Origin of the sequence: Enterobacter cloacae complex sp. ESBL7 (genome assembly GCF_041679625.1) — a bacterium.
Taxonomy (GTDB): Bacteria; Pseudomonadota; Gammaproteobacteria; order Enterobacterales; family Enterobacteriaceae; genus Enterobacter; species Enterobacter asburiae_B.
Genome location: NZ_JBGORN010000012.1, coordinates 56,191 through 72,217, shown reverse-complemented (window position 1 = coordinate 72,217; position 16,027 = coordinate 56,191). Strand labels below are relative to the sequence as shown.

The following is a 16,027-nucleotide window of genomic DNA, read 5'->3' as shown; positions in this document are numbered from 1 at the left end:
TGGATTCGTGTGTTGATCCAGTCCCTACGGCGCATTGCCGACGACCACCACCACACGCACGACGACCACTGCGGCTGGTTGCGCAGTTTTTAGTAGGGTCGAAGTGAAGATGGATGAAGTCATTGGGGACCTGTGTTTGGAATCATTGATGGAATTTATACAAACACAGGTTTTCGGGCGTGACAATGGAAATATTTTCATCTGCGCAAAAATGCGTCAGGGATCACGTTTCGTTTGTTGGGTGATGAAAACAAAAAACCCCGCCGGAGCGAGGTTTTTATCAGGGTTTGCGGTTGGTCGCCGCAGAACACACTGTGTTACGTCAACGCAAAAAGTATACGCGATCGAAGACGAACGCGCAATTCCGGCACGGATTTTGACGTTTTGAGTATGGATCGCCTTCCTGATTTTGTCCAAAAAATACTGTTCATGCATACAGTGTTTATCTATAATGAGGGTGTTCGCAGTGAGCGAGGGGGCCGCAGTTTTACCGGCGCAAAGAAGTCCTGGCTGAAACGGGTGGTGCCGTCAGTGCCTTAACCCCTGAAGTGAGCACACTGTGTTACGTCAATCCAGGTGCTGGCAACAGGCGGCGGAAAGGTACGCCAGCATCGTGCTCCTTTTAACCAAAAGGAGACGCGTATGAGCGTAGTGGATATGGTGATACTTATCCTCAAACTCATTGTTGCTGTACTGCAACTGCTTGATGCTGTCCTGAAATTCCTTCGGTAATTCAGGTTCAAGTCGCACCTGAGAGGGGCGGGCAACCGCCCCTCTTTAATAACGAGGGAATGCTATGTCGCGTCTGTTAATTGAGCCCGTCACACCGGATGAGCCGGGGTATATCGCCCTGAAGGCTGAAAGTATCGCACTGAATTTCAACATGCTGCGCAGGCTGGAAGAGAACTGGCAGCGCGGCGAGAACCGCTTTAACGCGCCGGGAGAAAAGCTGCTGGGCGCGTTTCTCAACGGCAGGCTGGTCGGCGTATGCGGCCTCAACCGCGATCCGTTCAGCCAGCAGCCGCGCGCCGGGCGTATTCGCCATCTCTACGTTAGCGAGAAGTGCCGCGGGCTGGGCATTGGCAAACAGCTTTTAACCGTGGTAATGGCCGATGCCAGCATCTGGTTTGATTTTCTGAATACCCACGCGCCGGACACCGCGTATGGCTTCTATCGCCAGGCGGGTTTTACGCTGGTCTCGGACGAGCCGCGGGTGACGCACCGCCTTTTTTGTGCCGTGTAACCGGCTGGCAGCATCAGGGTGTGAATGTTACAGTTGAGTGACAATTCATCACCCGATACGCCATGACCACCACCGTTTTCTGCATTTTGCTCTTCGCCGCGCTGCTGCATGCCAGCTGGAACGCCATCGTTAAGGCCGGAACGGACAAGCTCTATTCCGCGATAAGCGTCAGCGGATCCGCCACGCTTATCGCTCTGGTCTTACTGCCGTTTTCCCCACAGCCATCTGCTGCAAGCTGGCCGTTTTTGATCGTCTCCTGCGCCTTACAGGTGGTATACACCGTGCTGGTAGCGAAGACCTATCAGGTCTCCGATATGAGCCAGACCTATCCCCTGATGCGCGGCACCGCCCCGCTGCTGGTGGCGCTGATCGGCGTGCTGGCGCTCGGCGATCGTCTCTCCTGGCTCGCCTGGTCCGGCATCGGGGTAATTTGCCTTTCGATTCTGGCGATGGCGATGCATGGCCGCATGCAGTCACGCAAAGGGATCTGGCTGGCGCTGCTGAACGCCTGCTTCATTGCCGGGTATACGCTGGTGGACGGCACCGGCGTGCGGCTGTCGGACACCGCGCTGGGCTACACGCTGTGGACCTTCTTTATGAACGGCTTCTGCCTGCTGAGCTGGGCGATGGTGGCGCGTCGGCGCGAGGCGTCCGGCTACCTGCGCCTGCACTGGAAAAAGGGGTTACTCGGCGGGGTGGGCACCATGGGCTCTTACGGTCTGGCGCTTTGGGCCATGACGCAGGCACCGCTGGCGGTGGTCGCGGCGCTGCGTGAAACCTCGATTCTTTTCGGGGCGCTGATCGCGTTTGTCCTTTTAAAAGAGAAGGTTGCGGGCCTGCGCATCGCGGCGGCGCTGGGTATTGCTGGCGGCGCCATTCTGCTGCGCCTGGCGTAAATCACTGGCAACATTAGTTGCCGTTCTTGTTTACAAATCCTGCCTTTCCCGGTTTTTTCATTCACCACGACAATGCTTAAATTGTCATCTCTCTGTGGTAGATTCCTCGCGCATTTATGGGAATGCGCAGTCACTTATTCTTCATTTTTCTCTTTTGGCAAAAGTATTCAGCGACATGAAAAAACAAAGGAACGTTAACTTATTGTTGATGCTGGTGTTACTGGTGGCCGTCGGTCAGATGGCGCAAACCATCTACATTCCGGCGATTGCCGACATGGCAAAGGAATTGAACGTCCGCGAGGGCGCGGTGCAGAGCGTGATGGCAGCCTACCTGCTGACCTATGGCGTTTCGCAGCTCTTCTACGGCCCGCTGTCTGACCGCGTCGGGCGTCGCCCGGTGATCCTGGTGGGCATGAGCATTTTCATGGTGGCGACGGTGATTGCCATTACCACGCACAGCCTGACCGTACTGATTGCCGCCAGCGCCCTGCAGGGCGTCGGGACCGGCGTCGGTGGGGTGATGGCGCGAACCTTACCGCGCGATATGTATCAGGGCACCCAGCTCCGTCATGCCAACAGCTTGTTGAATATGGGTATTCTGGTCAGCCCGCTTCTCGCCCCGCTGATTGGCGGCCTGCTGGACACGATGTGGTCCTGGCGCGCCTGCTACGCCTTCCTGCTGGTGCTGTGCGTGATTGTCACCTTCAGCATGGCGCGCTGGATGCCGGAAACGCGCCCGCAGGACGCGCCGCGCACGAAGCTTATCACCAGCTATAAAACGCTGTTCGGCAACGGGTCGTTTACCTGCTACCTGCTGATGCTGATCGGCGGCCTGGCGGGCATTGCGGTGTTTGAAGCCTGCTCCGGCGTGCTGCTGGGCGCGGGTCTGGGCCTGAGCAGCATGGTCGTGAGTATTCTGTTTATTCTGCCGATCCCGGCGGCGTTCTTCGGCGCGTGGTTTGCCGGACGCCCAAATAAACGCTTCTCCACCCTGATGTGGCAGTCGGTGATCAGCTGTCTGCTGGCGGGTCTGATGATGTGGATACCGGGGCTGTTTGGCGTGATGACGGTCTGGACGCTGCTCATCCCGGCAGCGCTGTTCTTCTTCGGCGCGGGGATGCTGTTCCCGCTGGCGACCAGCGGCGCGATGGAGCCGTTCCCGTTTCTCGCAGGCACGGCTGGCGCGCTGGTGGGCGGTTTGCAGAATATCGGCTCCGGCGCGCTGGCCTGGCTCTCGGCCATGATGCCGCAGACCGGGCAGGCTAGTTTGGGCCTGCTGATGACGCTGATGGGGCTGCTGATTTTACTGTGCTGGCTGCCGCTGGCGTCGCGTGTTCCGCATCACGAGCAGCCGGTTTAACCGCATGATGGCCCGGCTTCTCGCCGGGCTTTTCACAAACGGGCTCAATCATCGCCTGCAACAACGGCTCCGGCGCGGGCCGCCAGGCCCCCTCTTCCCCGTCGTAAAACTGGAAATCCGCGTTCAGCGCATACGGGATTTTCGCCTTTTGCAGCTCGCAGGCCATAAAGGTGGAAAACGCCATTTGCGAAGCGGTTGGCGTGAGGTGGTTTGACTCTCCCACGCCCCAGCCCCCGACCCAGCTCACGTGCCCGGTTTTTTGCTGCCAGCGCAGCGCGGTATTGATGCGATTATGGATAGCCGCTTTCTCCGCCGCCGTGCCGGACGTCCACGGATATTTACCGCTATTTTTCAGCGGCCCCCACGGGAAAATATGCCACTCCGCCAGCAGGTAGTTTTGGCTGTGCGCAGGCAGCTTCAGGCTGGATAAATCCTCCGGCGCGGCGCGCAGGCGTGGCGCAATAAAGATCATGCGCTGCGGGTCCATGTCGTGGATCGCTTTAATGGTTTTTTCATACACGCGGTTTAGCGACGCGAGGTTGTGGTTAAGCTTGTCGGCCGGCTCATAAATGAGATCAAAACCCAGCAGCGGATAGCTCTGACCGAAATAGTGCGCCACGGCAATCCACCAGTTAATCGTCTCTTTCTCGTTATCGGCTTTCGGGTCGTTTTTATACTCATCAGCCTGATAAGCGATAATCGGGATCACGCCATACTGCTCGCAGGCTTCCACCAGCTTGCGCAGGTGAATTAGCCGCGCTTCCGTCGGCTCATCGGCGACGCGAATGCGCACGTGGGTAATGCCTTTTGCACGAAAATCGCGTACTACCAGCGGGTCGAACTCGCGTATGCCGCGCTCGGTGCGCGCCCAGTCCACATCCATCCCGACGCCCAGCTGCTGCGCATAACGGGCAGCCGTCAGCGGCGGCTCAGCGGCAATCGCCCAGCCGGAAGAGATCAGTAATGCACAGGCAATAAAAGGCTTTAACACGGTTTACCCTGGATAAATCGAAAGCATTACCTGTATTTAGCACGCTTTTTCACATTTCGTGTAGAGCGAAAGCGTAATAATTCTTCAACCTGCCAGTTCTCTCAGCCAGCCGATAAAGGCGTCTATTTTCGGCCACTGTCGGCCAGAGAGCGTCGAGATATAGTAGTGCTGATGGCATTTCAGGGTCTTTTCACCAAACGGGGCGATAAGCTCGCCCCGTTCGAGCCGTTTCTGCACCAGCCGCTTTCTGCCCATCGCGACGCCGACGTGGTTGATGGCCGCAATAATCGCTAAATCAGAGCGATCGAAACCAATGCCCGACGATGGCGGCATATTCACCGCAAAATGTTGCGCCCAGCTCAGCCACTCATCCGTACCGGAATCGTTGCTCCAGGCCTGACGGTCGTGCAGCAGCGTGCAGTGGCTGAGGTTATCGGGGTTTTTCAGCAGCTCATGCTCGCTGGCATACTGCGGCGAGCAGACGGGCAAAATCTCCTCGTCCATCAGGAAGTGATGAGAGAGGTGGTTTGGCGGCGTATCGTCGAAATAGAGCGCCAGATCGACGCCCGTTCGCTGCATATTAACGTAATCATTGCCGGTCAGGATGGTGAGTGAAATCGACGGATAGCGGCGGGTAAAGTCCCCCAGCATGGGCACCAGCCAGCACTGAGCGATCGACGGCCGGGAGTAGACCGTCAGCGTGCCGGACAGCGCCTGGTTTTTGATGTCCAGGATCTCCTGATTCAGGGTGTCGAGGGACGACTTAAGCGTCCAGTAAACGCGCTTTCCCTCCTGCGTCAGCTCAACTTTACGGTGCGAGCGGACGAACAGCTGTATGCCCAGCTCCTCTTCCAGCAGGTTGATGCGGTGGCTCACCGCGCTGGGGCTGAGCGACAGCTCCTCCGCCGCCAGGGCAAAGGACTCATGCCGGGCGGCCACTTCAAAGGTGTACATTTTCGACAGCTGCCAGCCGTTTAACAGGCGGTTTCTGGCTTCATTCGCATCGGTCATCACAATTCTCGCGCATGGTTTTTGCGCTCAGCATACCGTTCAAGGGTGAATTTATGTGAACCTAATACGAATTAAGTGCGCTTTTTAGACCGCAGTCACTCAGTTGATCCAATCTGGCTCACCTGAACGCCAATTTATATCGTTTGTCAGCCCACGCCGTTTTTTCGTCCAATACCCACAGATGACATAAGGGTGAGGTGAGATATGGGATCTCAGGTCTGGGTTGTGGCAACGCTGCTGGTCAGCATTGTGTTGATTGTTTTAACCATCGTTAAGCTGAAGTTTCACCCGTTCCTCGCGCTGCTGCTGGCGAGCTTTTTCGTCGGCGCGATGATGGGGATGAGCCCGCTGGATATGGTGAACGCCATCGAGAGCGGAATTGGCGGCACGCTGGGCTTCCTGGCGGCGGTGATTGGTCTGGGCACCATTCTCGGCAAGATGATGGAAGTCTCCGGCGCGGCCGAGCGCATCGGGATTGCACTGCAGCGCTGCCGCTGGCTGTCGGCGGACGTGATTATGGTGCTGGTAGGCCTTATCTGCGGCATTACGCTGTTTGTGGAAGTGGGCGTGGTACTGCTGATCCCGCTGGCGTTTTCCATCGCCAAAAAGACCAACACGTCGCTGCTCAAGCTGGCCATTCCGCTCTGTACCGCGCTGATGGCGGTGCACTGCGTGGTGCCGCCGCATCCGGCCGCGCTGTTTGTGACCAATAAATTAGGCGCGGACGTCGGAACGGTCATTGTCTACGGTTTGATGGTGGGCCTGATGGCCTCGCTGGTCGGCGGCCCGCTGTTCCTGAAACTGCTCGGCAATCGTCTGCCGTTTAAACCGGTTCCGGCGGAATTTTCAGACCTGAAGGTGCGGGAAGAGCACACCCTGCCGTCGCTGGGCGCCACGCTGTTCACGGTGCTGCTGCCGATTGCCCTGATGCTGGTGAAAACCATTGCCGAGCTGAATATGGCAAAAGAAGGCACGCTGTATACGCTGCTGGAGTTTATCGGCAACCCGATCACCGCCATGTTTATCGCCGTGTTTGTCGCCTACTACCTGCTGGGGATCCGCCAGCATATGGGCATGGGCACGATGCTGACGCACACCGAGCACGGCTTCGGCTCTATCGCCAACATTTTGCTGATTATCGGCGCGGGCGGCGCGTTTAACGCCATCCTGAAAACCAGCGGGCTGGCGGATTCGCTGGCGCATATTCTCTCGAACCTGCACATGCACCCTATCCTGCTCGCCTGGCTGGTGGCGCTGGTGCTGCATGCCGCCGTAGGCTCCGCGACGGTGGCGATGATGGGCGCCACGGCGATCGTCGCGCCGATGCTGCCGCTCTATCCAAACGTGAGCCCGGAAATCATCACCATTGCCATCGGTTCCGGCGCCATTGGCTGCACGATCGTGACCGATTCCCTCTTCTGGCTGGTGAAGCAATACTGCGGCGCGACCCTGAATGAGACCTTCAAATACTATACGACGGCGACGTTTATCGCCTCGGTGCTTGCACTTGGCGGCACATTCCTGCTTTCCTTCATTATCTGAGCGCGAAGAGACGTATTATGGAAAACGCAACTATCACTACTTTAACCGCACAGTTTCCTCTGGTTGAGGATCTGATCGCCCTGAAAGAAACTACCTGGCTTAACCCGCGCACCACGACGCTTGCAGAAGGGTTGCCCTATGTCGGGCTGACCAAAGCCGACGTGGACGACGCGCACGCGCGCCTCAACCGCTTCGCGCCGTATCTGGCGAAAGCCTTCCCGGAAACGGCGGCAACGGGCGGGATTATCGAATCCGAACTGGTCGCGATCCCGGCGATGCAAAAGCGGCTGGAGAGAGAATCTGGTAAGCCTATTCCCGGCACGCTGCTGCTGAAAAAAGACAGCCATCTGCCGATTTCCGGCTCGATTAAAGCGCGCGGCGGCATCTATGAGGTGCTGACCCATGCGGAAAAACTGGCGCTGGAAGCCGGGTTGCTGAGCGTTGAAGACGACTACAGCATTCTGCTGGAGCCACGCTTTAAGGACTTCTTCAGCCAGTACAGCATTGCGGTAGGCTCAACCGGCAACCTCGGGATGTCTATCGGCATTATGAGCGCACGCATCGGCTTTAAGGTGACGGTGCATATGTCCGCCGACGCCCGCGAGTGGAAGAAAGCCAAACTGCGCAGCCACGGCGTCATCGTCGTGGAATATGAGCAGGATTACGGCGTGGCGGTGGAGCAGGGACGAAAAGCGGCGGAAAGCGATCCGAACTGTTTCTTCATTGACGATGAAAACTCCCGCACCCTTTTCCTGGGCTACGCCGTTGCAGGTGAGCGCCTTAAGGCGCAGTTTGCCGAACAGGGCCGCGTGGTGGATGCGGACCATCCTCTGTACGTTTACCTGCCGTGCGGCGTTGGCGGCGGCCCTGGCGGCGTGGCGTTTGGCCTGAAGCTGGCCTTTGGCGATAACGTCCACTGCTTCTTCGCGGAGCCAACGCACTCCCCGTGCATGCTGCTCGGCGTCTATACCGGCCTGCACGATGAGATCGCGGTGCAGGACCTGGGCATTGATAACGTGACGGCGGCGGACGGTCTGGCGGTAGGACGCGCCTCCGGCTTCGTGGGCCGTGCGATGGAGCGCCTGCTCGACGGGTTCTACACCCTTTCCGACCAGAGCATGTACGACATGCTCGGCTGGCTGGCGCAGGAGGAAGGGATCCGCCTGGAGCCGTCGGCGCTGGCGGGGATGGCCGGGCCGGTGCGCGTTCATTCGCATACCAACGTTACCCATCTGGTGTGGGCGACCGGCGGCGGGATGGTGCCGGAAGACGAGATGGCGAAGTATCTGGCGAAAGGGAAGTAATTATGCCGGGTGGCGGCTGCGCCTTACCCGGCCTACAACTGCAAAATTTGTTGAATGTGGGTGACCGCAAACAACAATGACAACGAGAGAACAGCGAGCGCGATCAGGAACTTATCGCGCACCGCTTTCGGCTGCACAAAATCGTTCTGCGCCACGTCCATCAGGTTACGGCTGCGGGTATAGCGCCATAAAATAATGGCCACCAGCGCCAGCACGACAATAGAAACCCAGAATGGCACCCCCGTGCGGTGCCAGTTGTGCTTAATCGCCAGGGCAATCAGCGCGCCATACCCCAGCAGCGTGCGCAGCCAGGCGAGTGACGTCCGCTCCGGCTGCAGGCCGGGGTCCGCTTCGCGCCGCGCTTTGCGGCTATCCGCCATAGAACACCAGCACCATTACCACGCCCGCCACCGTCAGCAGAATCGTGCTGATAATCAGCAGCCCGCGCGTATAGGGCAGATCCTGCTTCAGACGCATCGCCTTCTCATTGCGCAGCCAGCGCAGGTAGCCGTAAATCGCCAGCACGCCCGCAAACAGGCACAGCAGCAGCGCCAGCACTTCACGGATCAGCGGCGTGGCGAAATCGGGCGCGAGCTGATCGAGACCGACCCCTGCGGCAAGAAAGCCCAGCGCGGTGCGGATCCACGCTAAAAAAGTGCGTTCATTGGCCAGAGAAAAGCGGTAGTCCGGCGCTTCGCCGAGGCGGGAAATTTTCATGAAGGTTCCTTGTCGTGCTCCAGGCAGGCTTCAGCATAGCGTAAATCGACAAGGACAAGGAGACCGGCATCGGGCGATGCCGGTCAGGACGATTAGTGCAGCGCTGGCCAGAAGTCCTTATTGGCCTCGATCAGGTCATCCAGAATCGCTTTCGCGACGGACGCGCTCGGCACGGTTTTCGACAGGGTGATCGCCTGCCAGAGTTTCTGGTACGAGCGCTGCTCCCAGGCATCCACCACCAGTTTTTCCACCGCCACCTGCTGGCTCATCAGCCCTTTCTGGAAGTGTGGAATATCGCCCACCGTAAGCGGCTCTGGGCCGTTATGGCCTACCAGGCAAGGGATCTCCACCATCGCGTCGGCATCAAAGTTATGGATGGCCCCGTTGTTAGGCACAATCAGCAGCATCCGCTCCTGGGTGTTGAAGGCAATCGCCGTCGCCAGATCGACGATGTACGACGCATGTTCGTCGATTTCCAGCTCACCGGCGGCGGAGTGACCGGCTTCAATAATCGCCCGGCAGGCGCTGAACACGTGCTTTTCACGGTGATCCATGACCTCATTGGCGCGGGTGCGTTCCGGGTTGGAGTGCGCGACCACGTAGTCCGGGAACAGATAATACTTCAGGTAGGTGTTCGGCATGGTATCAGGATCCAGCGCCTGTACGTCTCTGGCTTTGGCAAAGGTATCGTTCCAGCTCGCTTCGGTATGCGCATCTTCCGAAGGCGGAACATAGCCGTTTTTCGCCACGTATTCGCGCAGTTTCGGCATCAGATCGTTGCCGTTGAGATCTTCAATCGACGTCCACCAGCCGAAGTGGTTCAGGCCGTAGTAGCGCACGCGCATCTCTTTGCGGTTTTTCAGGCCGACAATCTGCGCCATGCGCCCTTCAATGCCGATCGGCATATCGCAGATGTTGAGGATTTTGGCGTTCGGACGCAGGCGACGCGTGGCTTCCGCGACAATCGCCGCCGGGTTGGAATAGTTCAGCATCCACGCGTTCGGGGAGTACTGCTGCATATAATCCACCAGCTCCAGCACGCCGCCGATAGAGCGCATACCGTAGGAGATGCCGCCCGGTCCGCAGGTTTCCTGGCCCAGCACGCCATGGCGCAGCGGAATTTTTTCATCTTTTTCACGCATCGGGTATTTGCCCACGCGGATATGCGCCATCACAAAATCCACATCGGTAAACGCCGCTTTAGGGTCGGTGGTGTAGCTGAATTCAATCTCCGGCGCCTGCTCCCTGAGGATGATTTTGCACGCTTCGGCGATGGTTTCCTGACGTGCGCCGTCGTTGTCATAGAACTTCAGCGCGCGCAGCGGGAAACGGTCGCGGTTGGCTAACAGCATCAGGACGATACCAGGCGTAAAGGTACTGCCGCCGCCTGCAATAACAACTGAGAATTTTTTCATGATATAGCCTCTGTCAGGGTGGTTTGTTCATTCGTTAAAGGGGTTTTCATCAGCGATTCCAGCTGGTCGCGCACCTGAGGAACGTGCAGGCCGACAATCACCTGAATGCCGTTGCCGCGTCGCACCACGCCGTGGGCGCCGAGGGCTTTGAAGACGTCATCGCTTTGGGTTTTCGCCATATCCACCAGCGCAATGCGCAAGCGGGTGGCGCAGTTGTTGATGCTTTCGATGTTGGCCGCGCCGCCGAGCGCCTGCAGGAATCCGGCGGCCTGCCCTACCTGCTGGCTGGCCGCCGCCGGGGCGGTGGTTTGCCCGCGCGCCGCCTTATAGTCGGCCTTGCTGTAGAGTTTGATTTCGCTCTCTTCCCGGCCCGGCGTTTTCAGGTTCAGACGTTCGATCAGCGTTTTGAAGACCACGAAGTAAATCCCGGTGAAGCAGACGCCAATGCCGATCTGGGTGAATACCGTCGAGGCGTGGTTGTGGAACATTGGGATCCAGTTTTGCGGCAGGAACTGGTCCAGCAGGCCGCCGCCCATGTTCCCCACGACGCCAAAGGCGTACATCACCGTTGCCATGGTGGCCGCCAGCACGGCGTGCACGGCAAACAGCAGCGGCGAGATAAACAGGAAGGTGAACTCAAGCGGTTCAGTGATGCCCACCAACACGGCGGTGAGCGTGGCCGGGACCAGCAGCCCCGCCACCTTGACGCGGTTTTCCGGCGACGCGGTATACCAGATCGCCAACGCAATCCCGATCGAGCCAAATACTTTTGAGTTGCCGTGCAGCGCGAATCCGCCTTCCGGGAAGAGGGTTTTCAGCGGCAGGGTGCTCTGGCTGAATTCCTGCAGGTGCTGTGCCCAGTAGACCTGAATGCCGCCTTCCACCGCCGCCGGGCCGAAGATGAACGGACCGTAGACGAAGTGGTGCAATCCGGTTGGGATCAGAATGCGTTCCAGGAAGGTATACACCCACACGCCCAGCGCACCGGCGGAGCGCAGGAACGCCTGCAGGGACTCGATGCCCATCTGCACTTTCGGCCAGCCCAGCAGCGTCAGCCATGCGCAGGGGATCATGACGAAGAACGCGAGGATAACGACAAACGAGCTGCCCTGGAAAATCCCCAGAAACACCGGCAGCGGCTTGTCGAAGTAGCGGTTGTGGATGGCGGTGACGATGCCTGAGATCACAATGGCACCGATGATGCTGGTATCGAGCGTTTTGATACCGGCAATCATCGCCAGCCCGCTTCCCGCCGTCGGTTCTGCGGAGAAGTCGACGCCAAAGAAGTGGCCCCAGGTCATCCCCATCGCGTTAATGAAGTAGTTCCAGGTCAGGAAGCTAATCAGCACCGCAAGACAGGCGCGGCCCTGCGCCTGCTTCGCCAGGCCAATCGGTAAGCCAACGGCAAAAATCAGCGGCATATTGCGAAACACCGCCCAGCCGCCCTCTTCAATGATGTGGACAATCTGCGCGAAAAGATGATCGGGGGCGGTTAAGGCTTCGCCGACAAACAGCGGGTTGCGAAGCATGATAGCGATTCCCACCACGATCCCGGCGAACGGAAACAGCAACACCGGGGTAAACATGGCACCGCCAAAACGTTGTATTTGACTGAGCATTTTTAAATCCTCATGAAACAACCTGTAGGGGTAGAGGCCTTTATGGTTTTTTGCTGGCCTGAGGTGAGCATAAGAAGTTACTGATGCGCGAACATGGCGTGCCGCTGCGATTCGTGATCGCATTCATGGTTTTATTTTGACCAATCAGGTCTACTTTTTGCGGTAAATATGGACATGTCAGAACGCAATCCACGTCCTGATAACGGCAGAGAGGTCTACTGGTGATCTACAAATCCATTGCTGACAGATTGCGGCTGCGGCTGAATTCGTCGGACTACAACGTCGGCAGCCCGCTGCCCGGCGAAAAAGCGCTGGCGCAGGAGTTCGGCGTGGCGCGAATGACCATCCGCAAGGCGCTGGATCTGCTGGTGAGCTGGGGGCTGGTTGAGCGTCGACACGGCAGCGGAACCTTTGTCTCACGCAAAGATGTTCACCACGAAACCACCAACCTGACCGGGCTGGTGGAGGTGCTGCGTCAGCAGGGAAAAGAGGTGCAGAGTAAGGTCTTACAGTTTGAAGTGATGCCCGCCCCGCCTGCCATCGCCAGCCAGCTGCGGATTCAGGTAGATGAGCGGATCTACTTTTCCCGACGGGTGCGCTACGTGGACGGGAAGCCGCTGATGCTGGAGGACAGCTTTATGCCGGTGAAGCTGTTCCGCAATCTGTCGCTGGCGCATCTTGAGGGGTCTAAGTTTGATTACATCGAGAAGGAGTGCGGGATCACCATCAGCGGCAACTACGAGAGCCTGACGCCGGTGCTGGCAGATAAAACGCTGGCCGGTTATATGAACCTGCCGGAACAGACGCCGCTGCTGCGAATTACCTCTCTCTCCTACAGCGACAGCGGCGAGTTCCTCAATTATTCCGTGATGTTCCGAAATACCAGTGATTACCAGGTGGACTACCATCTGCGGCGCATCCACCCGGATGACCTGCTAGCTCATCCCCCAGAACAGCACCGCCAGTAGCTGCGGGGTGATGATGCGCAGGAACATCACCAGCGGATAGACGGTGGCATAGGAGAGCGCGGCCGCACCGCTGGTGGCGTGCAGGTTGTTGGCAAAAGCCAGCGCGGGCGGATCGGTCATGGAGCCCGCCAGCATCCCGCACAGCGTCAGGTAGTTCATTTTGGCGAACATCCGCGCCAGTATTCCCACCGTCAACAGCGGGATCGCCGTGATAAAGATGCCGTAGCCTACCCAGCTCATCCCTTCGCCCTTGACCAGGGTATCGACAAAATCACCGCCGGATTTCAGGCCGACCACCGCCAGGAACAGCACGATGCCCAGCTCGCGCAGCGCCAGGTTGGCGCTCGGCGGCATAAACCAGTAGAGCTTGCCGATACAGCCGATACGCCCGAGGATCAGCGCCATAATCAGCGGCCCGCCCGCCAGGCCCAGCTTGAGCGCCACCGGGAAGCCCGGCACGTACACAGGAATAGAACCGAGCAGCACGCCGAGCCCGATACCGATAAACACCGGCAGCATCTGCACCTGCTGCAGTTTTTGCTGGGCGTTACCCACCATATCCGCCACGGCGTCGATGGACGACGGGCGCCCGACCAGGTTGAGGATATCCCCGAACTGCAGGCTGGCCTCCGGGCTGGCGACCAGTTCAACACCCGCACGGTTAAGGCGAGAGATCACCACGTCATAGCGCTCTTTTACCTGCAGATCGCGTATTTTCTTGCCAAGAACGTGTTCGTTAGTCACCACAACGCGTTCCACGCGCATATCGGTGCCGCGGGTTGAGAGTGAAGTATCCACTTCTTGGCCAATCACCAGCCGCGCGTTGTTTAAATCCCCGGGCTGCCCGACCAGGTGCAGCAGATCGCCCTGCCGAATGACGGTGCCGGGCGCGGGCACCATCAGCATATCGTCACGCTTGAGGCGGGAGCAGATGATATTGGCGCTGTTGAGGATCGGCACGGCCTGAATCGCCATATTGTTCAGGTTGGGGTTATCGACCCGAATGTTGATGGTTTTAATTGGCATATGGCCGTTGGTGAGCGTGGTTTCGTGGTCCTTCGCCTCTTTGTCGACGTTAATGCGAAACAGGACGCGTACCAGCCACATGGAAAGCAGAATGCCGCAAATCCCAAACGGGTAGGCCATGGCGTAGCTCATCCCCATCTGGTCGACGATGCCGGGTTCGATACCCAAATCGCGCAGGATTTGCTGCCCGGCGCCGAGCGCAGGCGTGTTGGTAACCGCCCCGGAGAAAATGCCCAGCACCACGGGGAGCGGGATATCGAAGATTTTGTGCAGAATTGCGGTGACCAGCCCGCCCATCACCACTATGCCGAGGGCAAACAGGTTGAGCCGTAATCCGGAGACCCGAAGTGAGGCGAAAAAGCCCGGTCCCACCTGAATACCGATGGTATAAACGAAGAGGATCAGGCCGAACTCCTGAGTGAAGTGGAGCATTTCGGCGCTGAGGACCAGCCCGAGCTTGTCGGCGAAGTGCCCGACAAAAATGCCGCCAAACAGCACCCCGCCTATCCCAAACCCGACGCCACGGATTTTGATATTCCCTATCCACAGGCCAACAACAGCGACCAGGGCCAACACGCTTACGGTTAACGCGATATCACTCATGATCCACTTCCTGTGCATAACCTTAGTTATGCTAAGGATTCTCTCAGAGCCGGATGCGATTGTATGGGCGATGGCGCACAAAAAAGCCCTGCCGGGGCAGGGCTTTATCTTTTCACCCTCTCCCTGTAGGAGAGGGCCGGGGTGATGGCATCAGCCCGCACGCTATTAGCTATTCAACGCAGGCCGCTCGCTAATGGCGATACGCTGCGGCGCGATGGCTTCCGGCACGTTGCGTATCAGGTCGATATGCAGCAGACCGTTGGTAAACGTTGCGCCGGACACTTCCATATGGTCTGCCAGGGTAAAGCTCAGGCTAAACGGCTGATTAACCAGCCCCTGATGCAGCCATTTGGTCTCGGTCTCTTGTTTTTCCGGCGTACCTTTCACGGTCAGGCGAGTGCCTTCAAGCTGGATGTCCAGATCGTCCTGGCGGAAACCGGCAAGCGCAAGGGTGATGCGATAGTGGTTATCGTCGCTTTTTTCGATGTTGTACGGCGGAAACGTCTGTTGCTCGGTGGTGCTTTGCAGGGCGTTAGCCAGTTTGTCAAAACCAATCCACTGACGCAGCAGAGGGGATAAATCATAGTTACGCATACTAAATCTCCTTCTGAGAAGCGAGTTCGGCACAGTCTAATTTTGTGCGCAGTTGTTCCTGCAAATCCTGATGGATTCGCATATGCTCCCGTTACGGCAAGCAAGTCTGGGTGGGCCGCTTACGCGACCCGCGTAATTAGTTAATTTCGATACGACGCGGTTTTTTCTCTTCCGGAATCACACGTTCCAGTTCGATAAACAGCAGGCCGTTAACCAGGTTCGCGCCTTTAACATGAATGTTCTCGGCTAACTGGAACTTGCGTTCAAAGTTGCGCTCGGCGATGCCCTGATAAAGATAGGTACGTTCTTTCTGCTCGGCCGTATGGGAACCTTTAACCACCAGCAGGTTGTCCTGCGCGGTGATCTCCAGTTCGTTTTCTGCAAAACCGGCGACGGCAATAGCGATGCGGTAGTGGTTTTCGTCAACCAGCTCAACATTGTATGGAGGGTAGCCGTTGCTCTGGCTTTGGTTATTTTCTAAATGGTTAAACAGGCGGTCAAAACCAATTGCAGAACGGTATAGCGGAGAAAGATCGAAGTTACGCATAAATAAAACTCCTGAAATCAGCGAGAAATTGTAGCCTTCCACCATGGACAGGCCTTTGCGCCCCCGAACACCCATCAGGCGAGTTCGTTATCGGGCCACATTCTTAAAATGGGTCTGCAATCGGGCTTTTCAAGAACGACAGCTGCACTTTTTTTTGCACTTTCCTGCATCTCGCTTAGACTGGGACAACA

General features: G+C 57.8%; 18 protein-coding genes and 1 other annotated feature. Of the genes, 8 read left to right on the top strand and 10 right to left on the bottom strand.

From position 1 onward, the window contains the following. Positions 1-24: 24 nt before the first annotated feature. Positions 25-123 carry an ilvB operon leader peptide IvbL gene (ivbL, locus tag ACERY3_RS22830; RefSeq protein ID WP_057979964.1) on the bottom strand — a complete coding sequence of 33 codons (99 nt, stop codon included), beginning with the start codon at positions 121-123 and terminating at the stop codon, positions 25-27. Here ivbL and ACERY3_RS22825 point away from each other — a divergent pair. The 5 genes from ACERY3_RS22825 to emrD all read left to right on the top strand — a co-directional run bounded on the left by ACERY3_RS22825 (position 110) and on the right by emrD (position 3,499). Next, entirely contained in the window at positions 110-388 is a 279-nt protein-coding gene (locus ACERY3_RS22825; RefSeq protein ID WP_176686520.1) for a hypothetical protein, read from the top strand. The genes ivbL and ACERY3_RS22825 overlap by 14 nt on opposite strands. A gap of 254 nt (positions 389-642) precedes the next feature. Then, on the top strand, positions 643-732 hold the full coding sequence (gene tisB, locus ACERY3_RS22820; protein WP_023309830.1) for a type I toxin-antitoxin system toxin TisB: 90 nt from the start codon (positions 643-645) through the stop codon (positions 730-732). Positions 733-796: 64 nt separating this feature from the next. After that, complete coding sequence (locus tag ACERY3_RS22815) at positions 797-1,243, top strand: GNAT family N-acetyltransferase (RefSeq protein WP_047059212.1); 447 nt, start codon at positions 797-799, stop codon at positions 1,241-1,243. A gap of 62 nt (positions 1,244-1,305) precedes the next feature. Beyond that, positions 1,306-2,139, top strand: coding sequence for an EamA family transporter (locus tag ACERY3_RS22810; RefSeq protein WP_045888268.1), 834 nt, complete (start codon positions 1,306-1,308; stop codon positions 2,137-2,139). A gap of 175 nt (positions 2,140-2,314) precedes the next feature. Next, positions 2,315-3,499, top strand: a complete 1,185-nt coding sequence (gene emrD, locus ACERY3_RS22805; RefSeq protein WP_029741426.1) for a multidrug efflux MFS transporter EmrD — start codon at positions 2,315-2,317, stop codon at positions 3,497-3,499. Here the strand turns inward: emrD and ACERY3_RS22800 are convergent. Together ACERY3_RS22800 and dsdC are read right to left on the bottom strand one after the other, a co-directional pair. Further along, positions 3,402-4,490, bottom strand: a complete 1,089-nt coding sequence (locus ACERY3_RS22800; RefSeq protein ID WP_058842029.1) for a cellulase family glycosylhydrolase — start codon at positions 4,488-4,490, stop codon at positions 3,402-3,404. The two genes, emrD and ACERY3_RS22800, sit on opposite strands and share 98 nt — an antisense overlap. 84 nt (positions 4,491-4,574) lie before the next feature. Continuing rightward, positions 4,575-5,501, bottom strand: coding sequence for a DNA-binding transcriptional regulator DsdC (gene dsdC, locus ACERY3_RS22795; protein ID WP_058842028.1), 927 nt, complete (start codon positions 5,499-5,501; stop codon positions 4,575-4,577). Between the two features lie 204 nt (positions 5,502-5,705). Here dsdC and dsdX point away from each other — a divergent pair, with 204 nt between their 5' ends. Then, positions 5,706-7,043, top strand: coding sequence for a D-serine transporter DsdX (gene dsdX / locus ACERY3_RS22790; protein WP_023309824.1), 1,338 nt, complete (start codon positions 5,706-5,708; stop codon positions 7,041-7,043). A gap of 17 nt (positions 7,044-7,060) precedes the next feature. Continuing rightward, positions 7,061-8,347: a D-serine ammonia-lyase gene (gene dsdA / locus ACERY3_RS22785; protein ID WP_058842027.1), complete on the top strand. Its 1,287-nt coding sequence runs from the start codon at positions 7,061-7,063 to the stop codon at positions 8,345-8,347. Between the two features lie 32 nt (positions 8,348-8,379). On the opposite strand, the gene ACERY3_RS22780 is transcribed toward dsdA, so the two are convergent. The 4 genes from ACERY3_RS22780 to ACERY3_RS22765 all read right to left on the bottom strand — a co-directional run bounded on the left by ACERY3_RS22780 (position 8,380) and on the right by ACERY3_RS22765 (position 12,098). Continuing rightward, the gene (locus ACERY3_RS22780) at positions 8,380-8,727 is read right to left on the bottom strand and encodes a DUF202 domain-containing protein (RefSeq protein WP_058842026.1); all 348 of its coding nucleotides are present in this window, start codon (positions 8,725-8,727) and stop codon (positions 8,380-8,382) included. Continuing rightward, entirely contained in the window at positions 8,717-9,064 is a 348-nt protein-coding gene (locus ACERY3_RS22775) for a YidH family protein (RefSeq protein ID WP_023309821.1), read from the bottom strand. Before ACERY3_RS22775 ends, ACERY3_RS22780 begins: the two co-directional genes overlap by 11 nt. 92 nt (positions 9,065-9,156) lie before the next feature. Beyond that, the gene (locus ACERY3_RS22770; protein WP_033144346.1) at positions 9,157-10,479 is read right to left on the bottom strand and encodes a 6-phospho-alpha-glucosidase; all 1,323 of its coding nucleotides are present in this window, start codon (positions 10,477-10,479) and stop codon (positions 9,157-9,159) included. Then, positions 10,476-12,098 (bottom strand): alpha-glucoside-specific PTS transporter subunit IIBC, encoded by a 1,623-nt coding sequence (locus ACERY3_RS22765; RefSeq protein ID WP_094935445.1) that lies wholly within the window; start codon positions 12,096-12,098, stop codon positions 10,476-10,478. The genes ACERY3_RS22770 and ACERY3_RS22765 overlap by 4 nt, the downstream gene beginning before the upstream one ends. Positions 12,099-12,319: 221 nt before the next feature. Here ACERY3_RS22765 and ACERY3_RS22760 point away from each other — a divergent pair, with 221 nt between their 5' ends. Beyond that, positions 12,320-13,066 carry a GntR family transcriptional regulator gene (locus ACERY3_RS22760; protein WP_033144348.1) on the top strand — a complete coding sequence of 249 codons (747 nt, stop codon included), beginning with the start codon at positions 12,320-12,322 and terminating at the stop codon, positions 13,064-13,066. Here ACERY3_RS22760 and ACERY3_RS22755 read toward each other — a convergent pair. The 3 genes from ACERY3_RS22755 to ibpA form a co-directional block, all read right to left on the bottom strand. Further along, entirely contained in the window at positions 13,034-14,695 is a 1,662-nt protein-coding gene (locus ACERY3_RS22755) for a putative transporter (RefSeq protein ID WP_373226570.1), read from the bottom strand. The two genes, ACERY3_RS22760 and ACERY3_RS22755, sit on opposite strands and share 33 nt — an antisense overlap. A gap of 165 nt (positions 14,696-14,860) precedes the next feature. Further along, positions 14,861-15,289: a small heat shock chaperone IbpB gene (gene ibpB / locus ACERY3_RS22750; RefSeq protein WP_032662053.1), complete on the bottom strand. Its 429-nt coding sequence runs from the start codon at positions 15,287-15,289 to the stop codon at positions 14,861-14,863. Between the two features lie 136 nt (positions 15,290-15,425). Further along, on the bottom strand, positions 15,426-15,836 hold the full coding sequence (gene ibpA / locus ACERY3_RS22745) for a small heat shock chaperone IbpA (RefSeq protein ID WP_008500162.1): 411 nt from the start codon (positions 15,834-15,836) through the stop codon (positions 15,426-15,428). Further along, positions 15,830-15,901: a sequence feature (ROSE (Repression Of Heat Shock gene Expression) occurs in the 5'-region of heat shock genes and acts as an RNA thermometer to modulate expression.), on the bottom strand. Its footprint overlaps the gene before it by 7 nt. Between the last annotated feature and the right edge of the window lie 126 nt (positions 15,902-16,027).